The organism is Amycolatopsis sp. NPDC045836 (genome assembly GCF_056431745.1).
In genome coordinates this window covers 213,067-233,736 of record NZ_JBWKKF010000005.1, presented here as the reverse complement: position 1 = coordinate 233,736, position 20,670 = coordinate 213,067, and the positions used below count along the sequence as shown (strand labels likewise).

The 20,670-nt window shown below is 71.6% G+C and carries 20 protein-coding genes; 9 read left to right on the top strand and 11 right to left on the bottom strand.

Annotated elements, in window-relative coordinates; translation table 11 throughout:
• Nucleotides 1-165 precede the first annotated feature (165 nt).
• Nucleotides 166-1,848, top strand: a complete 1,683-nt coding sequence (locus tag AC07EG_RS10830; protein WP_478252837.1) for a fumarate hydratase — start codon at nt 166-168, stop codon at nt 1,846-1,848.
• 8 nt (nt 1,849-1,856) lie between these two features.
• Here AC07EG_RS10830 and AC07EG_RS10825 read toward each other — a convergent pair whose 3' ends face one another.
• From AC07EG_RS10825 to AC07EG_RS10800, 6 genes are all read right to left on the bottom strand, one after another.
• Nucleotides 1,857-2,294: an SRPBCC family protein gene (locus AC07EG_RS10825; protein ID WP_478252836.1), complete on the bottom strand. Its 438-nt coding sequence runs from the start codon at nt 2,292-2,294 to the stop codon at nt 1,857-1,859.
• A gap of 98 nt (nt 2,295-2,392) precedes the next feature.
• Nucleotides 2,393-2,806, bottom strand: a complete 414-nt coding sequence (locus tag AC07EG_RS10820; protein ID WP_478252835.1) for a hypothetical protein — start codon at nt 2,804-2,806, stop codon at nt 2,393-2,395.
• Between the two features lie 146 nt (nt 2,807-2,952).
• Nucleotides 2,953-3,750 carry an ABC transporter permease gene (locus AC07EG_RS10815; RefSeq protein ID WP_478252834.1) on the bottom strand — a complete coding sequence of 266 codons (798 nt, stop codon included), beginning with the start codon at nt 3,748-3,750 and terminating at the stop codon, nt 2,953-2,955.
• Nucleotides 3,728-4,534 carry a 2-aminoethylphosphonate ABC transporter permease subunit gene (locus tag AC07EG_RS10810; protein ID WP_478252833.1) on the bottom strand — a complete coding sequence of 269 codons (807 nt, stop codon included), beginning with the start codon at nt 4,532-4,534 and terminating at the stop codon, nt 3,728-3,730. The genes AC07EG_RS10815 and AC07EG_RS10810 overlap by 23 nt, the downstream gene beginning before the upstream one ends.
• The gene (locus AC07EG_RS10805) at nt 4,531-5,271 is read right to left on the bottom strand and encodes an ABC transporter ATP-binding protein (protein WP_478252832.1); all 741 of its coding nucleotides are present in this window, start codon (nt 5,269-5,271) and stop codon (nt 4,531-4,533) included. Before AC07EG_RS10805 ends, AC07EG_RS10810 begins: the two co-directional genes overlap by 4 nt.
• 105 nt (nt 5,272-5,376) lie before the next feature.
• Nucleotides 5,377-6,147: a GntR family transcriptional regulator gene (locus AC07EG_RS10800; protein ID WP_478252831.1), complete on the bottom strand. Its 771-nt coding sequence runs from the start codon at nt 6,145-6,147 to the stop codon at nt 5,377-5,379.
• 82 nt (nt 6,148-6,229) lie between these two features.
• On the opposite strand from AC07EG_RS10800, the gene AC07EG_RS10795 reads away from it, so the two are divergent.
• Nucleotides 6,230-7,381, top strand: a complete 1,152-nt coding sequence (locus AC07EG_RS10795; protein WP_478253085.1) for an APC family permease — start codon at nt 6,230-6,232, stop codon at nt 7,379-7,381.
• On the opposite strand, the gene AC07EG_RS10790 is transcribed toward AC07EG_RS10795, so the two are convergent.
• A complete protein-coding gene (locus tag AC07EG_RS10790) occupies nt 7,342-8,448 on the bottom strand; it encodes an NAD(P)H-dependent flavin oxidoreductase (RefSeq protein WP_478252830.1) in 1,107 nt (368 codons plus the stop codon). The two genes, AC07EG_RS10795 and AC07EG_RS10790, sit on opposite strands and share 40 nt — an antisense overlap.
• On the bottom strand, nt 8,448-10,076 hold the full coding sequence (locus tag AC07EG_RS10785) for an acyl-CoA synthetase (RefSeq protein WP_478252829.1): 1,629 nt from the start codon (nt 10,074-10,076) through the stop codon (nt 8,448-8,450). Before AC07EG_RS10785 ends, AC07EG_RS10790 begins: the two co-directional genes overlap by 1 nt.
• 76 nt (nt 10,077-10,152) lie before the next feature.
• Here AC07EG_RS10785 and AC07EG_RS10780 point away from each other — a divergent pair, with 76 nt between their 5' ends.
• Nucleotides 10,153-10,944, top strand: coding sequence for a crotonase/enoyl-CoA hydratase family protein (locus tag AC07EG_RS10780; protein WP_478252828.1), 792 nt, complete (start codon nt 10,153-10,155; stop codon nt 10,942-10,944).
• Between the two features lie 197 nt (nt 10,945-11,141).
• A complete protein-coding gene (locus AC07EG_RS10775) occupies nt 11,142-12,101 on the top strand; it encodes a methyltransferase (protein ID WP_478252827.1) in 960 nt (319 codons plus the stop codon).
• On the opposite strand, the gene AC07EG_RS10770 is transcribed toward AC07EG_RS10775, so the two are convergent.
• The gene (locus AC07EG_RS10770) at nt 12,071-13,606 is read right to left on the bottom strand and encodes an acyl-CoA synthetase (RefSeq protein WP_478252826.1); all 1,536 of its coding nucleotides are present in this window, start codon (nt 13,604-13,606) and stop codon (nt 12,071-12,073) included. The two genes, AC07EG_RS10775 and AC07EG_RS10770, sit on opposite strands and share 31 nt — an antisense overlap.
• A 112-nt stretch (nt 13,607-13,718) precedes the next feature.
• Here AC07EG_RS10770 and AC07EG_RS10765 point away from each other — a divergent pair, with 112 nt between their 5' ends.
• Genes AC07EG_RS10765 through AC07EG_RS10750 form a run of 4 tightly spaced genes read left to right on the top strand, consistent with a single transcriptional unit; the run spans nt 13,719 to nt 17,633 of the window.
• Complete coding sequence (locus AC07EG_RS10765; protein WP_478253084.1) at nt 13,719-14,675, top strand: Zn-ribbon domain-containing OB-fold protein; 957 nt, start codon at nt 13,719-13,721, stop codon at nt 14,673-14,675.
• A 10-nt stretch (nt 14,676-14,685) separates the two neighbouring features.
• Nucleotides 14,686-15,741, top strand: a complete 1,056-nt coding sequence (locus AC07EG_RS10760; protein ID WP_478252825.1) for a thiolase domain-containing protein — start codon at nt 14,686-14,688, stop codon at nt 15,739-15,741.
• Nucleotides 15,741-16,907: a thiolase domain-containing protein gene (locus tag AC07EG_RS10755; protein WP_478252824.1), complete on the top strand. Its 1,167-nt coding sequence runs from the start codon at nt 15,741-15,743 to the stop codon at nt 16,905-16,907. The genes AC07EG_RS10760 and AC07EG_RS10755 overlap by 1 nt, the downstream gene beginning before the upstream one ends.
• Before the next feature lie 9 nt (nt 16,908-16,916).
• Nucleotides 16,917-17,633, top strand: a complete 717-nt coding sequence (locus AC07EG_RS10750; protein WP_478252823.1) for a class I SAM-dependent methyltransferase — start codon at nt 16,917-16,919, stop codon at nt 17,631-17,633.
• Here AC07EG_RS10750 and AC07EG_RS10745 read toward each other — a convergent pair.
• On the bottom strand, nt 17,624-18,850 hold the full coding sequence (locus AC07EG_RS10745; protein ID WP_478252822.1) for a cytochrome P450: 1,227 nt from the start codon (nt 18,848-18,850) through the stop codon (nt 17,624-17,626). The genes AC07EG_RS10750 and AC07EG_RS10745 overlap by 10 nt on opposite strands.
• 213 nt (nt 18,851-19,063) lie before the next feature.
• Between AC07EG_RS10745 and AC07EG_RS10740 the strand changes: the two genes are divergently transcribed.
• The gene (locus tag AC07EG_RS10740; protein WP_478252821.1) at nt 19,064-20,191 is read left to right on the top strand and encodes a steroid 3-ketoacyl-CoA thiolase; all 1,128 of its coding nucleotides are present in this window, start codon (nt 19,064-19,066) and stop codon (nt 20,189-20,191) included.
• Here AC07EG_RS10740 and AC07EG_RS10735 read toward each other — a convergent pair.
• Nucleotides 20,188-20,643, bottom strand: a complete 456-nt coding sequence (locus AC07EG_RS10735; RefSeq protein ID WP_478252820.1) for a pyridoxamine 5'-phosphate oxidase family protein — start codon at nt 20,641-20,643, stop codon at nt 20,188-20,190. The two genes, AC07EG_RS10740 and AC07EG_RS10735, sit on opposite strands and share 4 nt — an antisense overlap.
• Between the last annotated feature and the right edge of the window lie 27 nt (nt 20,644-20,670).

Below are 20,670 nucleotides of genomic sequence, written 5' to 3'. Positions count from 1 at the left end.
GGTTCGAGCCACCGCATGAGCTTCGCGGTCGGTGCTCCTGGCACCGCACCGCTTTCCCCGGGAGGTCGGGTCCGTCGGGGTGGGCCCGGCCTTCCGTTTATCCCGGTCCCGCGCGCCTGTTGTACGGTTCCAGCACCGAAAAACCGCGTGCAAGGGAGCCGCGCAGTGCCCGAACTGCCTGCCACCACCACTTTCCAGCACACCGAGGTGCTGCCGCTCGGTCCGGACACCGAGACCGAATACCGCCTGGTCACCGAAGAGGGCGTGCGCGTCGTCGAGGTCGCCGGCCGCCGGTTCCTCGAGGTCGACCCGGCCGCGCTGACCCAGCTCGCGCGCACCGCGATCACCGACATCCAGCACCTGTTGCGCTCCTCACACCTGGCGCAGCTGCGGGCCATCGTGGACGACCCCGAGGCCAGCGGCAACGACCGGTTCGTCGCGATGGACCTGCTGCGCAACGCGGCCATCTCGGCGGGCGGGGTGCTCCCGATGTGCCAGGACACCGGCACCGCCATCGTGATCGGCAAGCGCACCGAACGGGTGCTCACCGGCGGGACCGACGAGGAGGCCCTGTCCAGGGGCGTGTTCGACGCCTACCAGCAGCTGAACCTGCGGTACTCGCAGATGGCGCCGGTGAACTTCTGGGAGGAGCGGAACACCGGGACGAACCTGCCCGCGCAGGTGGAGCTGTACCACAAGGACAACACCGCCGGGGACGCCGAGCCGAAGTACGAGTTCCTCTTCATGGCCAAGGGCGGCGGCAGCGCCAACAAGACCTTCCTGTACCAGGAGACCAAGGCGGTGCTGAACCCCAAGCGCCTGGCCCGGTTCCTGGACGAGAAGCTGCGCAGCCTGGGCACCGCGGCCTGCCCGCCGTACCACCTGGCGATCGTGGTCGGCGGCACCTCGGCCGAGTTCAACCTGAAGGTGGCCAAGCTCGCCTCCGCCCGCTACCTGGACGACCTGCCGACCGAGGGTTCCCCGCTCGGCCACGGGTTCCGCGATGTGGACCTCGAGCAGCAGGTGCTGGCGATGACCCGCGAGTTCGGCATCGGCGCGCAGTTCGGCGGCAAGTACTTCTGCCACGACGTGCGGGTGATCCGGCTGCCGCGGCACGGCGCCTCCTGCCCGGTCGGCGTGGCGGTGTCCTGCTCGGCCGACCGGCAGGCCAAGGCCAAGATCACCGCCGACGGGGTGTTCATCGAGCAGCTCGAACGCGACCCGGCCCGGTTCCTGCCCGAGGTCACCGAGGACGAGCTGTCCGGTGAGCTGGTCCAGGTCGACCTCAACCGCCCGATGGCCGAGATCCGCGAGCAGCTCTCGGCGCTGCCGGTGAAGACCCGGCTGTCGCTGACCGGGCCCCTGGTGGTGGCGCGGGACATCGCGCACGCCAAGATCGCCGAACGCCTCGACGCGGGTGAGGAGATGCCGCAGTACCTGCGGGACCACCCGGTGTACTACGCCGGCCCGGCGAAGACCCCGGACGGTTACGCCTCGGGTTCCTTCGGCCCGACCACGGCCGGGCGCATGGACTCCTACGTCGAGCAGTTCCAGGCCGCCGGCGGTTCGCTGGTGATGCTGGCCAAGGGCAACCGGTCGAAGAAGGTGACCGCCGCCTGCCAGGCACACGGCGGTTTCTACCTCGGTTCGATCGGCGGCCCGGCGGCGCGGCTGGCGCAGGACTGCATCAAGAAGGTCGAAGTGCTCGAATACCCCGAACTGGGCATGGAAGCCGTGTGGAAGATCGAGGTGGAGGACTTCCCCGCGTTCATCGTGATCGACGACAAGGGGAACGACTTCTTCGCCGAGACCTCGGAACCGGTGCTCCAGATCTCGTTCCGCAGCTGAGGGCCCGCTCAGCCCGGGAACAGGCCGGCGAGGCGGGCCAGCGACTTCTCGATGGCCGCCTTGTTCTTCTTCGGGAACGGGCTGAGCGAGATCAGCAGCGGTACCCGCGCGGTCGACCAGTCGAAGGTCTCGGTGACCTGCGTGTGGCCGTCGCCGAGCGGGGAGAGCTGCCAGCGCCAGCGGTGCCCGTTGAAGTGGCGCCAGGCGAGCAGGCGGCCCTCCTCGAACTCGACCACGGTGTTGAGGATCTTGTACGAGGCGCCCATCTTCATGTCCATGCCGAACTCGGCGCCGAGGGAAAGCCGCTCCGGGCCGCCGTTCCGGGCGGCGAGCACCGTGCCGGAACCGTCGAGCAGCGGGTGCTTCGCCGGGTTCGCGAGCAGTTCGAAGATCTTCTCCGGAGTGGTGGCGATCGTCCGGGTGGACGAGACCTGTCGTTGTCCCATGCCGTCACCGTAGAGCCAAATCGGACGCAGAACGGAGTTGTGGCCGGGAACACGCCCCGACATGTTCCCGGCCACGCGCAACAGGTGGTCTCCGAGTACTACTTCTTGCGCTGCTCGTGCTCCAGCACCACGGTCCGCTCGCCGAGCGGCTGGTCCAGCTCCACGGTCAGCGTCGGGTAGCGGATGTCCATGGTGCACGCGACGTTGCCGCCGGGCTCGGTCTCGACCACGTTGACCACGACCCGCTCGGCGCTCTGCTCCTTCACCTCCAGGCTGGCCTTGCCGCAGCCGCCCTCCTGCGCCCCGATGGAGAGCACCTTGCCGTCCGCCACCAGGGCGACCTCCTTCGGGAAGCCCTCCGGCAGCTTGGCCGCGTCGATCTTCTGCTCGGGGAGCTTGGTCCCCGCCTCGGGCACGCCCGGTTCGGCCGGTTCGGGCCCGCCGGGGTTCTGCACCGGCGGCGCCGGTTGCGGCTCGCCGGGCGCGAGCTGGTCGGCGGGCGCGCTCGCCACGGGCGGCGGAGCGACGGCGGGCTGAGTGGCGTTCTGTGGGCTGGCGCAAGCCGTACCGGCGAACAGCAGGACACCTACGCCAACCATCTTCGCTGAGTACCTCATGCCCCCGAAGACGGAACGGGGGCGCGATCGGGTTGCACGGCTCACCTTTCCGCGCCCCGACCCCGGCGGATTCCCGTCGCGGCCACCCCGGCGAGGGTGATCGCCAGCAGCACCACGGTGCTCGCCGAGGCCAGGAACACCTGCCCGCGGTCGGTCAGCGCGAACACGCTCACCGGCAGCGTCCGCCAGTCCGGCGGGTACAGCATGATCGTCGCGCCGACCTCCCCCATCGACATGGCCAGCGCCAGGCTCGCCGACGCCGACATCGACGGCAGCAGCAGTGGCAGCCGCACGCGCAGCAGCACCCGCACCGGACCGGCGCCGAGGCCGGCCGCGGCGGGCCCGAGCTGCGGGTCGGCCCGGGTGACCGCGGCCGAGACCGTGCTGTAGGTGAACGGCAGCACGATCACCAGGTGCGCGAGCAGCACGATCCAGCGCGTTCCGTTGAGCAGCACCGGCGGGGTGCTGAACGCGACCAGCAGCGACAGGCCGGTCACCACGGACGGCACCGCGATCGGCAGGTGGAACAGCAGGTCCAGCGCCCGCTTCAGCCTCGGCGGCACCGGCTGCACGGCCAGCGCGGCCCAGGTGCCCAGCACCACCGAGGCCAGCGAGGCGATGAGCCCGGTCTGCACGCTGACCGACGCACTGGCCAGCGTCTCCGCGGACAACGCGGCGCCGAAGTGCTCGGTGGTCGGGTCACCGGGCAGCACCCCCGTCCAGCTCCCGGCCACCGAGGCCAGCGCGATCACCACCAGCGGGGCCAGCACGACGGCGGCGAACAACAGCAGGAACACCGCCTGCACCAGCCGCCGGCTACGGCGCGTCCAGAGCAGCACGGCGCCCTCCCCTCCCGATCCTCGCCGCGATCCAGCGGTAACTCCCGTACAGCGTCAGCGAAAGCACCACGTCGACCACCGCCACCACGCAGGCCGCCGGGTAGTCGAAGGTGACGATTCCCTTGGTGTAGACCAGCATCGGCAGGGTGAGCACGTCCTTCGCGCCGATGAACAACACGATGCCGAACTCGTTCATCGCCAGCAGCAGGGTCAGGCAGGCCCCCGACGCCAGCGACGGCAGCGCCTCGGGCAGGACCACCCGCCACAGCACCCGCCCCGGCCGCGCGCCCAGGCTCGCCGCCACCCCCAGCTGCGCGGGCGGCACCTGGCGGAACGCGGCGAGCACCGGCCGCAGCACGAACGGCGTGTAGAAGGTGATCTCGGCGAGCAGCACCCCCCACGGCGAGTACAGGAAGCCGCCGGTGCCGAACACCCCGGCCGCGCCGTAGAGGAAGGTGAACGCCAGCGCGATCAGGAACGACGGGAAGGCGAGCACCGTGTCCACCACGCGCGCCAGCGCCCGCGCGCCGGGGAACGGCACGAACGCCAGCACCAGGGCGAAGAAGGTGCCGAGCAGCACGCACCCGGCGGTGGTGCCCGCGGCGATGGTGATCGTGCGACCGGCCGCCCCGAGGAACTCCGGCGACGCCAGCACCTCGCCCCACACCGCGAAACCGGCCGAACCGTCTTCGGCCACGAAGGACTGCCGGACCACCAGCGCCAGCGGGTAACCGAAGAACCCGAGCACCACGACCAGCGGGGGCAGCACCCAGAGCGCTCTCACCGCACCGGCTCCGCCGGCACCAGCGGGCAACCGTCCGGAATGGACACCCCGATCGGCGAGCCGATGGCCGGGAGGTCCGCCACCGCGGGCACTTCGGCCCGCACCCCGATGCCGTCCAGGTCCAGGTCGACCCGGAAACCGCTGCCCCGCCACTGCACCGCCCGCAGCGTGGCGGGCAGGGTGCCGTCGGCGGGCTGGGCGTGCACGCGCACCCGGTGCGGCCGCACGCCGAGCACCACCGGCTCGCCCTCGCGCACGGTTCCCGTGGGCGCCGCGCTCAGCTCGCGCGAGCCGAGCCGGACGGTCGCCGCGGTCGCGTCCGCGTGGATGACTTCGACCGGGATCAGGTTGGCCGCGCCGAGGAAACCGGCGGTGAAGCCGGTGGCCGGGCGGTGGTAGAGCTGTTCGCTGGGGCCGATCTCGACCAGCCGCGCGTCCCGCAGCACCGCGATCCGGTCGGCCAGCGCCAGCGCCTCGCCCTGGTCGTGGGTGACGTAGACCATTGTGGTGTCCGGCAGTTCCGCCCGCAGCCGCAGCAGTTCGGCGACCATGTCCTCGCGCAACGCGGCGTCCAGTGCGGACAGCGGCTCGTCGAGCAGCAGCACACCGGGGCGGATCGCCAGCGCCCGCGCGATCGCCACCCGCTGCTGCTGGCCGCCGGACAGCTCCCGCGGGAACCGGCGCCCGAACCCGGTCATGCCCACCAGGTCCAGCACGTCCCCGACCCGGCGGCGCACCTGCGCCCTCGGCGTCCGGCGGGCCCGCAGCCGGAATCCCGTTCCCCTTGGGGAGCCGCCTGGCGGGCCGCAGGTGTGCGGTTCAGGTGTGCGAACGCGGGACGATTACGGGGTCAGGCGGGTTTCGAAGCTGAGGCGGTCGCCTCGGAACAGGGAGCGGACCCGTTCGAACGGCCGGTGGTCCGGCCCCCACGACACCCGGTGCATGAGCAGCATCGGCAGCGCCGGGTTCGTGCCGATCAGCAGCGCCTCCCGCGGCGTCGCCAGCACCGTTTCCACCCGTTCGTCCGCACCGCCGAACTGGACGCCGAAGCGTTCCCGCAGGCACGCGTACAACGACTCCGCCGGGTCGAAGACGGCCAGCAGGTCCGGGAAGCGGTCCGCGACCAGGTAGGTCGATTCCAGGCCGACCCGTTCCCCGTCGGCGAGCAGGACGCGCTCGAGGTGGATGATCCGGTCGGCGGCGGCCACCCGCAGTTCGGCACCGAGTTCCCGGCCCGCCGGCACGGTTTCCAGGGTGATCAGCGTGCGGCCCGGCTCGATGCCCTGCTGCCGCAGCCCCTCGGTGTAGCTCACCAGCGCCAGCGGCTGCACCAGCTTCGGCCCGGCGACGAACGTGCCGCTGCCCTGCCGCCGGCTCAGCCTGCCCTCCAGCACCAGCTCCCCGACCGCCTGCCGGATGGTCGCCCGCGAGACGTCGAACCGCTCCCCCAGCTCCCGTTCGGTGGGCAGCGCCGCCCCCTCGCCCAGTTCGGCGATCAGCCCGAGCAGTTCCACCTTGACCGCGTAGTACCGCGGGATGCGGCCGTGCTCGGGGATGCCGTCCCGCACCGGACCGCCCGCACGCGGCGGCTGCGGGTTCGAAGGCTCCAGCACGAGCAGTCACACTATCCGCGTGAACGAACAGCTGACGCGGCGGCTCGGCACCGGCGACGCGGTGTTCATCGGGCTCGGCGCGATGATCGGCGCCGGGGTGTTCGCAGCCTTCGCGCCCGCCGCCGCGGCCGCCGGGTCCGGGCTGCTGCTCGGGCTCGCGCTGGCCGCGGTGGTCGCCTACTGCAACGCGACCTCCTCCGCCCGGCTCGCCATCCGCTACCCCGCCTCCGGCGGCACCTACGTCTACGGCCGCGAGCGGCTCGGCGAGTTCTGGGGTTACCTCGCCGGCTGGGGCTTTGTCATCGGCAAGACGGCGAGCTGCGCGGCGATGGCGATCGCGGTGGCCGGCTACGCCGCGCCCGGCCTCGGCCGGCCGTGGCGCGGGGTGGTCGCGGCGGCGGTCGTGCTGGCGGTGACCGCGCTGAACTACCGCGGTGTGCAGCGGTCCACGCTGGCCATGCGGGTGATCGTGTCGATCACCCTGACCGTGCTCGCCGTTTCCGTGGTCGCCATCTTCACCGCCGGTGACCCCCAGCCGGCGAACCTGGAGTTGAGCACCGGCGGCGTGCTCGAATCGGCCGGGTTGCTGTTCTTCGCCTTCGCCGGGTACGCCCGGATCGCCACGCTCGGTGAGGAGGTCCGCGACCCGGCACGCACCCTGCCGCGCGCCGTGCCGCTGGCGCTGGGCATCACGCTGGTCGTCTACGCGGTGCTGGCCGTGGCCCTGCTGGTACAGCTCGGGCCCGCGGCGCTCGCCGCGTCGGCCGACCCGGTGGCCCAGGCCGTGCCCGGCTGGCTCTCCCCGGTGGTGCGGGCCAGTGCCGCGCTCGCCGCCCTCGGCGCGCTGCTCGCGCTCATCCTCGGCGTCTCGCGGACCACGCTCGCGATGGCGCGCGACGGTCACCTGCCGCGGGGGCTCGCCGCCGTGCACCCCCGGTACGGCGTGCCGCACCGGGCCGAGGTCACCGTCGGCGTGGTGGTGGCCGCGCTCGCCGCGGTGGCGGACCTGCGCTCGGCGATCGGGTTCTCCTCGTTCGCCGTGCTCGTCTACTACGCCATCGCGAACGCGAGCGCGTTCACCTTCGGCCGGGTGGTCGGCGGCCTCGGCTTCGCCGGTTGCGTGGTGCTGGCGTTCAGCCTGCCGCTGAACTCGGTGCTCGCCGGGTCCGGGGTGCTGGCCCTCGGCGCGCTCGCCTACCTCGTTTTGTCCAAACGCGACAGTGCGGCGGCGTAGTCCCGCACCAGTTCTCCGATGATCTCGGCCACCGGCCGCACCCGGTTCATCCGGCCGACGATCTGGCCGACCGGCATGGACACCACGCTCGGATCACCCGCGGCGTGGATCCGGTTGTGGGCGTGGGAAACCAGCAGGTTCTGCAACGGCATCGGCAGCGGGTCGGGTGCCTCCGGCGACGACCACGCCTCGGTCCAGCGCGTCTTCAGCAGGCGCGCGGGCTTGCCGGTGTAGATGCGGGTGCGCACGGTGTCCGAGGACTTCGCCGCGACCAGGGCCCGTTGCACGGCTTCGGATTCCGCCATGGTCTGCAGGTATTCCTCGGTGGTGAGCCAGATCGAGCCGGTCCACACCCCGGACGCGCCCAGCGCCAGCGCCGCCGCGACCTGCCTGCCCGAACCGATGCCCCCGGCGGCCAGCACCGGCACCCGGTCCCCGACCGCGTCCGCGATCTCCGGCAGCAGCACCATCGAGGCGATCTCCCCGGTGTGCCCACCGGCTTCGTAACCCTGCGCCACCACCAGGTCGACCCCGTTGTCGACGTGCCGCACCGCGTGCTCGGCCTTGCCCGCCAGCGCCGCCACCGGCACCCCGTGCCGGTGCACCTGCTCGATCACGTCCACCGGCGGTGACCCGAGCGCGTTGGCGATCAGCTTGATCGGGTGCCGCAGCGCCACCTCCACGTGCGAGCGCGCCACCGAGTGCAGCCAGCCCAGCACGCCCTCGCGTTCGTCCGCACCACCGGGCAGCTCGGGCACCCCGAGCCGCGCCAGCGTGCGGTCGACGAACTCGCGGTGCTCCGGCGGGATCAGCCTGCCGAGGTCGACCGGGCTGCCCTCGTCCGGGATCTTCGCCGGCATCACGATGTCCACCCCGTACGGGCGGCCACCGGTGTTGGCGTCCATCCAGTCCAGCACGCCGTCGAGCTCGTCGGCGTCGTTGAACCGGACGCAGCCCAGCACGCCGAGCCCGCCCGCGTTGGTCACCGCGGCGGCCACGTGCTCCGACGGGGTGAACGCGACGATCGGGTACTCGATGCCGAAGGTGCCGCAGAGTTCCGTGTGCATCAGCCCGCCTGTCCCGCGACCAGCCCACCGGCCGGTTCGTGTTCCGCCGCGTACGCGTGGGCCCACCGGTAGTCGGGCTTGCCGGTCGGGGTGCGCCCGATCTCCTCCGCCAGCCAGACCGTGCGCGGCACCTTGTAGCCGGCGACCTCCCGCCGGACGTGTGCCTCCAGCGCGGCCAGGTCCAGTTCGCACCCGGTGCGCGGCTGCACCACCGCGGCCACCCGCTGGCCGAGGCGGTCGTCCGGCACGCCGATGACCAGTGCGTCGAAGACGCCGGGGTGCGACTTCAGCGCGCCCTCGACCTCCTCCGGGAAGACCTTCTCACCACCGCTGTTGACGCACTGCGAACCGCGGCCGAGCAGCGTCACCGTGCCGTCGCCCTCGTAGCGGGCGTAGTCGCCGGGGATGACGTACCGGGTGCCGTCGATCTCGGTGAAGATCGTGCGGCTCTTCTCGGGATCGTTGTAGTAACCCAGCGGCACGTGCGCGCGCCGGGCGATCCGGCCGACCGCACCCGGCTGCGGGTCGACCACCCGGTCCTCGTCGTCGAGCAGCACGGCCTGGCTGCCGAAGTTCACCCGCGGGCCGGCGCTGTGGTCGCTGCCCTTGGCCACCATGCCGATGCCGGTGAACCCGCTCTCCGACGAGCCGATCGCGTCGGTGATCACCAGGTTCGGGAAGGTGGCCAGGAACTCCTGCTTGACGCTCTGGGAGAACAGCGCCGCGTGGCTGGACAGCGCCACCAGCGAGGACGCGTCGTAGCCGCCTTCGCGGTGGGCCTCGATCAGCGGCCGGGCCATCGCGTCACCGACGATGGTGAGCACCTGGACGCGGTGCGCCTGCACGGCCCGCCACACGTCGTGCGCGTCGAACTGCGGGACGAACACGACCGGGCTGCCGGTGAACAACGCGCCGAAGGCGGCCCACTGCGCGGCGCCGTGGATCAGCGGCGCCGCCGGGAGGCGCACCAGGCTGCTCTCCTTGCCCTGCTCGGCGAGCGTCCACTCGTCCGGGATGTACTCCCCGGTGACGAAGTTGATGCCGCCGCCGAGCGCGCGCCAGATGTCCTCGTGGCGCCACAGCACGCCCTTGGGGTAGCCGGTGGTGCCGCCGGTGTAGAGGATGTAGAGGTCGTCGTCGCTGCGCTCGCCGAAGTCGCGTTCCGGTGAGTTGCCCGCCAGCGCGGTTTCGTACGGAACGCCGCCGTAGCCGGAGAAATCGGCGTCGGAACCGTCTTCGATCACGACAACGTGTTGCAGTTTTGGGCATTCGGGCAGGACGGCCGCCACCCTGTCCGCATACCGCCGTTCGTGTAGGAGCGCCACCAGATCGGCGTTCTCGAACAGGTACTTCAGTTCGCTGTGGACGTAGCGGTAGTTGACGTTGATCGCGATGGCGCGCAGCTTGTAGGCGGCGATCATCGCCTCGAGGGCTTCGATGGAGTTACGGGAATAGACGCCGACGTGGGAATCCTTTGCCACACCGCGCCCCGCTAGGTGGTGCGCCAGCCGGTTGGCGCGCTCCTCCAGTTCGGCGAAGGTGACCTGCCGATCGCCGCAGACGACCGCGAGGCGGTCCGGCACGGCGTCGACGGCGTGCTCGAGCAGATCTGCGATGTTGAGTGCCACCAGGCCAAACTAGAACATGTTATCGTTTTGAGCAATGGCACTGATGGCACCGGCGCCCGTCACGGAGGAACGTCGCATGACCGAGACCCCCCACGCACTGGTCGAGCAATTCGGCCACACCCTGGTCGTCACGATGAACCGCCCGGCGGCGCGCAACGCCATCACCGGCGAGATGATGGCGATCATGACCGGGGCGTGGGACCGGGTCGACGAGGACGACGGCATCCGCTGCTGCGTGCTCACCGGTGCGGGCGGGGCGTTCTGCGCGGGGGCGGACCTCAAGTCGATGGCCCGCAACTCGCCGGGGGACGCCTTCGAGCGCGGCAGCTGGGACCCGAGCCGCATCCCGGGCCTGCTGAAGGGGCGGCGGCTGAGCAAGCCGCTGATCGCCGCGGTGGAGGGCCCGGCCATCGCCGGCGGGACGGAGATCCTGCAGGCCACCGACATCCGGATCGCCGGGGAGAGCGCGAAGTTCGGCGTGTCGGAGGCGCGCTGGGGCCTGTTCCCGATGGGCGGCTCGGCGGTCCGGCTGCCGCGGCAGATCCCGTACACCGCGGCCGCGGAACTGCTGCTCACCGGCCGTCACGTGACGGCGGCGGAGGCCAAGGAGATCGGCCTGATCGGGCGCGTGGTGCCGGACGGGACCGCACTGGAGGCAGCGCTGGCAACCGCCGCCACCATCGCGGCCAACGGTCCGCTCGCGGTGCAGGCCATCCTGCGCACCATCCGCGACACCGAAGGTGTGGCCGAAGAAGAGGCTTTCAAACTCGAAGCCCAGCTCGGCGCGGCGGTCTTCACCAGCGAAGACGCCAAGGAGGGGCCACGCGCCTTCGCGGAGAAGCGGCGCCCGGAGTTCAAGGGTCGTTGAGCCACAGCCTGTCCCCAGCACTAATCCCATTGCCCGCCCGGCCGGTGCTGTGCCACGGTTCGGGGCATGAACATGGGCATGGTCCTCGGCGACACCCGGCTCCCACTTCGGCGCCGGGGCGCCTGATCGCCGGGTAGCTCCTCGCGTCGGGGTGATCTGCGTGCGTAGCCGACCGCGTTCGATCACGAGGAGCCGAAGTGCTTTCCGAACTCCCCGCGCGGGTCGTCCGCGCGGACGACACCCTGCGTGCCGACCTCGCCCTGCGCCACTTCCGCCGCGGGGTGCCCGTGCTGTGGCAGGGCGACTTCCACGGCGCCCGCCAGCTCCTGCACGCCCTCGGCCGCCGCACCAGGGACGTGCCGTTGCTCAGGATGCTGCTCATCCCGCTCGAAGCCGACTACACCGTGCCGCTGCGCCGCGCCCCGGACGTGCGCGCGGCTTGCACCGAGGCGTTCGGCCCGCCGACCGCGCCCGGCGTGCTGCCCCTGCGTGAACTGCTCGGTGTCATCGGCGCCCACGAATGGCGGGTCAAGGGCATCGACGTGCCCGTGCTGGGCGCGAAGATCCACCCCCACTACGGTGTGTTCGCGCCGATCCGCCAGGAGTACCTGGACCTCGTCGCCCGCGCCCCCGTGCCGGACGGGTTCACCGCCTTCGACATCGGCACCGGGACCGGGGTGCTCGCCGCGATCCTCGCCCGGCGGGGTGCCAAAAGGATCGTGGCCACGGACGTGAACCCGCGTGCCTGCGCCTGCGCCCGCGAGAACCTCGACCGCCTCGGTCACCGCGTCGAAGTGCTGGAACAGGATCTTTTCCCGCCCGGGCAGGCGGATCTGGTGGTCTGCAACCCGCCGTGGGTACCCGGCCGCGCGCATTCCGCACTGGAACTCGGCATCTTCGACAGCGACGTGCTGGACCGCTTCCTCGCCCGGCTGACCGAGCACCTGACCCCGGCCGGAGAAGGCTGGCTCATCCTCTCCGACCTGGCCGAACTCCTTGGCCTGCGCACCCGCGAAGAGTTGCACGGGAAAATGAGGAGCGGTGGCCTCGAAGTCGTGGACCGGCTGGACACCCGGCCCCGGCACCGGCGCGCCCGTGCCGGCGAGACCACCTCGCTGTGGCGGCTTCAGATGGCCCGTTCGCGACCGGCCCAGTAGGGGTCGCGCAGCTTCCGCTTGTACAGCTTGCCGTTCGGGTCACGCGGCAGCTCCGGCAGGTAGTCCACGCTCTTCGGCAGCTTGAACTTCGCCAGCCGGGCCGCGGCGAACTCCAGCAGTTCGGCGGTCAGCGCCGGATCACCGGAGACGCCGTCGGCGGGCTGCACGACGGCCTTGATTTCCTCACCCCAGTCGTCGTGCGGCACGCCGAACACCGCCACGTCCGCCACCTTCGGGTGCATCACCAGCTCACCCTCGATCTCGGCCGGGTAGATGTTCACCCCGCCGGAGATGATCATGTCGTTGCGGCGGTCGTGCAGGTACAGGTAGCCGTCCTCGTCCAGGTGCCCCACGTCGCCGAGGGTGAACAGGTCGCCGACCCGCGCGCGCTCGGTCTTCTCGCGGTCCCCGTGGTACTCGAACTTCGAGTCGCCCATGCGCAGGTAGACGGTGCCGATCCCACCCGTGGGCAGCTCCTCACCGTTCTCGCCGAGCACCTTGATCGTCGAACCCGGCCACGGTTTGCCCACCGAACCCGGTTTGCGCAGCCACTCCTCACCGCTGATCGCGGTGCCGCCGCCCTCGGTGGCCGCGTAGTACTCGGTGACCACCGGCCCCCACCAGTCCAGCATCCGCCGCTTGACCTCCGGCGGGCACGGCGCGGCGCCGTGGATCATGCACCGCAGCGAGGAGACGTCGTACTCCTCGTGGCCGGGCAGCGCCAGCAGGCGCCGGAACTGCGTCGGCACCATGTGGCTGTGCGTGACCCGGTACCGCTCGACCAGCCGCAGCATCTCGGCCGGGTCCCAGCGGTCCATCAGCACCGCGGAATGGCCCAGCTGCAAGGAGATCGCCACGAAGTTGAGCACCGCGGTGTGGTAGAGCGGCGAACCGCACAGGTGCACGTGCCCGTCCCCCGGCTTCAGCCCGAAGATGCCGAAGAACCAGGTGGACGCCGCCGGCACCTCGTCGGGGTCGGCGCCGGTCAGCGGGCGCCGAACGCCCTTGGGCCGTCCCGTGGTGCCGGAGGTGTAGAGCATCGGCGAGCCGGCCGTGCGCACCGCGGGCCGTTCGGCCGAGGCGGCGAGGTCGCCGATCGGGCGGAACCCGGCGACCGGACCGACCGCGAACCGCGCCTCCGCCGGGATGCCCGCTTCGTCGGCCGCCGCGACGGCCACCTCGCCGAACCGCTCGTGCGCGAGGAACGCCTTGGCCCCGCTGTCGGACAGGATGTAGGCGACCTCGGGACCGACCAGGTGCCAGTTGACCACCACGACGTAGAGGCCGGTCTGGATGGCGGCGAAGTAGGCGGCCACCAGCTCGGCGCCGTTGGGTTGCAGCACCACGACCGCGTCACCGGTGCCGAGCCCCAGCTCGCGCAGGCCGTTGGCGTAGGCGTTCGCCTTCGCGGCCAGCTCGCCGTAGGTGATCTCGGTGCCGTCCGGCTCGACCACCGCCGTGCGCTCGCCCTCGGCACCGGCGATGTTCCACAGACCCAGGCTCATATCCCGAATCTAGAACCTGTTCCACTTGCGGGCAAGTGCCCCGTTGCCGAGTTTTCGAGAACGTGTTTCACTTCTGCTCGTGAGCCTGAGCGAAGCCCCGCTGTCGGCCCCGATGAACATCGGGTTCGACTACACCCGTTCGGTCGGCCCGGTGCTCGGCCGGTTCGTCAACGGCCTCGCGGCGCACCGGATCGAAGGCGTCCGGGGCAGCGACGGCCGGGTCCACGTGCCGCCGGTCGAGTACGACCCGCACACGGCCGAAGCGCTGTCCGAGTTCGTCGAAGTCGGCGACGAGGGCACGGTGAGGTCGTGGACCTGGATGGCCGAACCGCTGGACGGCCAGCCGCTGACCCGCCCGTTCGCCTGGGCGCTGGTCCAGCTCGACGGTGCCGGCACCGCGATGCTGCACGCCGTGGACGTGCCCGGCCCGGAGCACATGCGCACCGGGATGCGGGTGAAGGTCCGCTGGGCGGACGAGACGGTCGGGCACATCCGCGACATCGCCTACTTCCGGCCCGTCGGAGCCGGGGAACCCGACGCCGGGCCGACTTCGCCGCCGCCGCCGGTCGCCGAGCGCGAGGAAGGCGACCCGGTCGCCGTGGTGATCACCCCCGTGCACCTGGAGTACCGGCACTCGGCCTCCCCCGAGGAAAGCCGCTACCTGCGCGGGCTCGCCGAGGGCAGGCTGCTCGGCCAGCGCTGCCCGGTGTGCCGCAAGGTCTACCTGCCCCCGCGTGGTGCCTGCCCGACCGACGGCGTGCCGACCACCGACGAGGTGGAACTGCCCGACACCGGCATCATCACCACCTTCTGCGTGGTGAACGTGCCGTTCCTCGGCCAGCGCATCAAACCGCCGTACGTCACCGCCTACGTGCTGATCGACGGCGCCGACATCGCCTTCCTGCACCTGATCCTCGGCTGCGACGCCGCCGACGTGCGGATGGGCATGCGGGTGCGGGCGTCCTGGCGGCCGCGCGAGGAGTGGACCACCTCGCTGGAGAACATCGCGCACTTCGAGCCGACCGGGGAACCGGACGCGCCGTACGAATCCTTCGCCCACCACCTGTAGGGACGCGCACATGCCAGATGTCGCCGTGATCGGCTTCGCCCAGGCGCCGAACGTGGCCGAAACGCCGGGCACCACCAACGGGGTGGAGATGCTGGTGCCGCTGCTCGCCGAGGCCTACCAGCAAACCGGTTTGTCCAAACAGGACATCGGGTTCTGGTGCTCCGGTTCCTCGGACTACCTGGCGGGCCGCGCCTTCTCGTTCATCGCCGCGGTGGACGCGATCGGCGCCTTCCCACCGATCCACGAATCGCACGTGGAGATGGACGCGGCGTGGGCGTTCTACGAGGCCTGGGTGAAGGTCAGAATGGGCGAGGTGGACACCGCGCTGGTCTACGGCTTCGGCAAGTCCTCGGCCGGGCAGCTGCGCCGGGTGCTCGCCCTCCAGCTCGACCCGTACTTCACCGCGCCGCTGTGGCCGGACTCGATCAGCATCGCCGCCTTGCAGGCCAGAGCCGGGATCGAGGCCGGGCTGTGGTCCGAGGCGGACCTGGCCGAGGTCGCCGTGCGCAGCCGGGCCGACGCGGCGGGCAACCCGTTCGCCCAGTTCTCCGGCTCGGCGGGGGTGGCCGAACTGCTGGACGGGCCGATGGTGGCCGACCCGCTGCGGCGCCACGACATCGCGCCGGTCACCGACGGGGCCGCGGTGGTGGTGCTGGCCGCCGAGGACCGCGCCCGTGACCTGGTCGAACGACCGGCCGTGATCAGCGGGATCGAGCACCGGGTGGATTCGCCGGTGCTCGGCGCCCGCGACCTGACCCGCTCCCCCAGCACCGCGGCGGCCGGGGCGGCGGCGGGCACCGACGGGGTGGAGGTGGCCGAACTGCACGCGCCGTTCACCCACCAGGAACTGATCCTCCGCACCGAACTCGGCCTGGGCGCCGGCGTCCGGATCAATCCCTCCGGCGGGGTGCTCACCGGGAACCCGATGTTCGCCGCCGGGCTGGCCCGGATCGGCGAAGCGGCCAAGCGCATCCTCTCCGGCACCGCCCGGCGGGCGCTCGCGCACGCCACCAGCGGGCCCGCGTTGCAGCAGAACCTGGTCGCCGTGCTGGAAAGGCGGGACTGATGGGCAAGAGGCCGGCCGCGGTGCTCGGCACCGGGCAGACGCACCACCGCGCCAAGCGCACCGACGTGTCCATGCCGGGCCTGCTGCGTGAGGCGATCGACCGCGCGATGGCCGACGCCGGCGTCGGCTGGGACGACATCGACGCGGTGGTGCTCGGCAAGGCCCCCGACCTGTTCGAGGGCGTGATGATGCCCGAGCTGTTCCTGGCCGATGCGCTGGGGGCGAATGGGAAGCCGCTGCTGCGCGTGCACACCGCCGGTTCGGTCGGCGGGTCCACCGCACTGGTGGCGGCCAGCCTGGTGCAGGCCGGGGTGCACCGGCGGGTGCTCACCGTGGCCTTCGAGAAGCAGTCCGAATCCAACGCCATGTGGGGGCTGTCGATCGTGCCGCCGTTCCAGATGCCGGTGGGGGCCGGGGCGGGCGGGTACTTCGCGCCGCACGTGCGCTCCTACATCCGGCGTTCGGGCGCCCCCGAGGAGGTCGGCGCCATCGTGGCGGTGAAGGACCGCCGCAACGGCGCGCTGAACCCGCACGCGCACCTGCGGCAGCCGGACATCACCGTGGAGTCGGTGCGGGCGTCGAAGGTGCTCTGGGACCCGATCCGCTACGACGAGACCTGCCCGTCCTCCGACGGGGCCTGCGCGATGGTCATCGGCGACGAGGCCGCCGGTGACGCGGTGCCCGGCGGGGCCGCCTGGATCCACGCCACCGCCATGCGCACCGAGCCGACCACCTTCGCCGGCCGCGACCAGGTCAGCCCCCGGGCCGGGCGGGACGCGGCGGCGGCGTTGTGGCGCGACGCCGGGATCACCGATCCGCTGTCCGAAGTGGACGCCGCGGAGATCTACGTGCCGTTCTCCTGGTTCGAGCCGATGTGGCTGGAGAACCTGGGCTTCGCCGAGGCGGGCGAGGGCTGGAAGCTGACCGAGGCCGGGGAGACCGCGATCGGCGGGCGGTTGCCGGTGAACCCGTCCGGTGGGGTGCTTTCGTCCAATCCCATCGGGGCGTCGGGCATGCTGCGCTTCGCCGAGGCCGCCAGGCAGGTGCTGGGCCGGGCCGGGGACCACCAGGTCGACGGCGCGCGGATCGCCCTCGGCCACGCCTACGGCGGCGGCTCGCAATATTTCTCCATGTGGGTGGTGGGTTCGGCCAAGCCGGGTGACTAATCTGCGAGCGTGAGCGAGCAGCGCGACAGGATCGGCCGGGTGCCGCAGTACGAGGAGTTCGCGGACGAGTTCGCCGAGCACGCCGAGCACGGCGCGTTCAACGCGCTCTACGACCGGCCCGCCATGCTGGGCCTGCTGGGGGAGGTCAGCGGGGCCAAGGTGCTGGACGCGGCGTGCGGGCCCGGCCTCTACGCCAGGGAACTCGTCGCCCGCGGGGCCGAGGTGGTCGGCATGGACCAGAGCCCGCGCATGGTGGAGCTGGCCGCGGCCAGGGTGCCGGAGGCGGAGTTCCGCGTGCACGACCTGCACGACCCGTTCGACTGGCTGCCCAGCGGCACCTTCGACGTGGCGCTGCTCGCGCTGGCCATCCACCACCTGGACGACCGGGTGCCCGCGTTGCGCGAACTGCACCGCGTGCTCGCCCCGCACGGCAGGCTGCTGGTCTCCACCGGCCACCCCAGCGCGGACTGGCTGCGCAACGGCGGCGACTACTTCGAGACCGAGCTGGTCACCGAGACCTGGACGAAGGGCTGGCGCGTGAGCTTCTGGCGCCAGCCCCTGTCCGCGGTCTGCGCGGAGTTCTCCGCGGCCGGTTTTGTCATCGACGAACTGGTGGAACCGCGGCCGGCCGAGCAGATGGCGCAGCACTACCCCGACGCCTACGCCCAGCTGAGCAAGATCCCCGCGTTCCTCGCCTTCCGGCTGACCAAGCGCGGTCAGCCGTAGGCGACCTCGTAGTGCTTGATCGCGTTCAGCCAGCCCGAGCGCAACCGCGCCGGCGGTGAGAGCTCGCGGATGCCCGGCATCTCGTCGGCGATCGCCTTGAAGATCAGGTCGATCTCCAGCCGGGCCAGGTTCGCCCCGATGCAGTAGTGGGCGCCGGTGCCGCCGAAGCCGACGTGCGGGTTGTCCTGGCGCAGGATGTCGAAGCGCTCCGGGTGCTCGAACGCGTCCGGGTCGAAGTTCGCCGAGCCGTAGAACAGCCCGACGCGGTCGCCCTTGCGGATCTGCTGGCCGCCGAGTTCGGTGTCCTCCATCGCGGTCCGCTGGAACGCGGTCACCGGCGTCGCCCAGCGCACGATCTCGTCCGGGGCGGTGTCCGGCCGCTGCTCGCGGAAGATCTCCCACTGGCCGGGGTGGTCGATGAACGCCTTCATCCCGTGCGTGATGGCGTTGCGCGTGGTTTCGTTGCCCGCCACGGCCAGCAGCAGCACGAAGAAGCCGAACTCGTCCGACGCCAGCGCCTCACCGTCGACGTCGGCGTCGATCAGTTTGGTGACGATGTCGTCCATCGGGCACCTGCGGCGCTCCTCGGCCATGTTCCAGGCGTAGCCGATCAGCTCGGCGGAGGCGGCCACCGGCTCGATCTCGTACTCGGGGTCGTCGTAGGCGATCATCTGGTTGGACCAGTCGAAGATCTTCAGCCGGTCCTGCTGCGGGATGCCGATCAGCTCGGCGATGGCCTGCAGCGGCAGTTCGCAGGCCACGTCGGTGACGAAGTCGCCGGAGCCCTTCTTCTTCGCCTCGGCCACGATCCGCTGGGCGCGGTCGCGCAGCGCGTCCTCCAGCTTCGCGATCGACCGCGGGGTGAAGCCCTTCTGCACGATGCGCCGGAGCTTGGTGTGCTGCGGGGCGTCCATGTTCAGCAGCACCAGGCGGTTCGCCTCGATGGTCTCCTGGGTCATCGACTCGTCGAAGCGGATGATCGCGGTCTTCTCCCGTGACGAGAAGACCTTGTCGTTGCGGGAGACCGTTTTCACGTCCTCCAGCCGGCTCACCACCCAGTAGCCGTCGTCGGAGAAGCCCGCCAGGTTGTGCGGCTGCGCGTTCCACCAGACCGGCGCGGTCCGGCGCAGCGCGGCGAACTCCTCCAACGGCACTCTCTCGGCGTAGAGATCCGGATCCGTGAAGTCGAAACCAGCGGGGATCCCGGGAGCGGCCACGGTAGCCTCCAGCGCGAACTCGGCGGTGAAACGCGTTCTATTTCGCGATTGAAGCACAGCTGCTCCGCCGAGTGAAGGGCTACTGGTGAAACCCGTTAACTTGCGGACTGAACTCCCCGAACGGCCGACGGCCGAGCCGCGGTTCCGCGGGCTTCAGCTTGCCTTGAATGAGAACGCGTTCTAGTTTGACGGTATCGAGCGAAGGAGCGGCCCATGCCGGAACCGGTGATCGTGGCGGCCGCGCGCACCCCGATCGGCAGGCGGCGCGGCCGGCTGTCCGGGCTGCACGCGGCCGAACTGCTCGGCGTGGCGCAGCAGGCCGTGCTCGACCGCGCCGGGCTGGACCCGGACCTGGTCGAGCAGGTGATCGGCGGTGCGGTCACCCAGGCGGGTGAGCAAGCCGGGAACGTCACGCGCACGGCCTGGCTGCACGCCGGGCTGCCGCGGGGTTGCGGGGCCACCACGATCGACGCGCAGTGCGGTTCGGCGCAGCAGGCGGCGCACCTGGTCGCCGGGCTGGTCGCGGCCGGAGCGATCTCGGCCGGGGTCGCCTGCGGGGTGGAGTCGATGTCCCGGGTGCCGCTCGGCGCGAACGCCGGCACCGGCGTGGGCAGGCCGAAACCCGATTCGTGGGCGATCGACCTGCCCAACCAGTTCGGTGCGGCCGAGCGCATCGCCGTCCGCCGGGGCATCACCCGCCGGGACGTCGACCGGTTCGGCGCCGACTCCCAGCGCAAGGCCGCCGCCGCGTGGGCGGAGGGCCGGTTCGAGCGGGAAGTGGTGCCGGTCGAGGCCGGCGAACTGGTCACCAGGGACGAGGGCCTGCGGGACACCACCGCCGAGGCGCTCGCCGGGCTGAAGCCGGTGCTCGACGGCGGTGTGCACACCGCGGGCAACTCGTCCCAGATCTCCGACGGCGCCGCCGCCCTGCTGATCGTGGACGCCGCCGTGGCCAGGGCGCTGGGCCTGGCGCCGCGGGCGCGCATCCGGGCGCAGGCACTGGTCGGCGCGGAACCGTACTACCACCTCGACGGCCCGGTCCAGGCCACCACGCGGGTGCTGGAACGGGCCGGGATGTCCATCGGCGACCCGGACATCTTCGAGGTCAACGAGGCTTTCGCGGCGGTGGTGCTGTCCTGGCAGCAGGTGCACCAGCCGGACCCGGACCGCGTCAACGTCAACGGTGGCGCGATCGCCCTCGGCCACCCCGTCGGCAGCACCGGCGCCCGCCTGCTGACCAGCGCCCTGCACGAACTGGAACGCCGGGACGCCGCCACCGCCCTGATCACCATGTGCGCCGGCGGCGCCATGTCCACCGCGACCATCCTGGAACGGATCTAGAGCTCGTACCGGATGGCGGGGCCGTTCTCCGGGCGTTCGAAGCGGACGCGCGGGCGGCCCGGCCACCACGTCTCCACCTTCAGCGTGTTGCCCTCCACCCAGGTCATCGACGCGTCGGTCAGGGACAGGCGGAACAGGTGCGTGTTCTCCCCGGCCGGCACCTCCTCCGCCACGCCCGAGACCTTCGCGTCCCCGCCCGCTTCCGGGTCGCCGGGGTGGGCGTGGATGGCGCACCGGCCGTCCCGCCGCAGGTCGCGGGCCTTCACCGCGTCCAGCATCGAACCGAGCATCAGCTCGCCGTCACGGAAATCGACCTCGGTGCCGTTCACCCGCGGTGAGCCGTCCCGCCGGAGCGTGGCCAGGACGTGCGACTTCTCCGCGGTGAACCGCGCGTGCACCCGCTTCGCGAGTTCGGGTGCCTCCGCTTCGAACTGCTTCCAGGAACTCCTCATGCGCCCAGCATCGGCCCGAACCCCGAC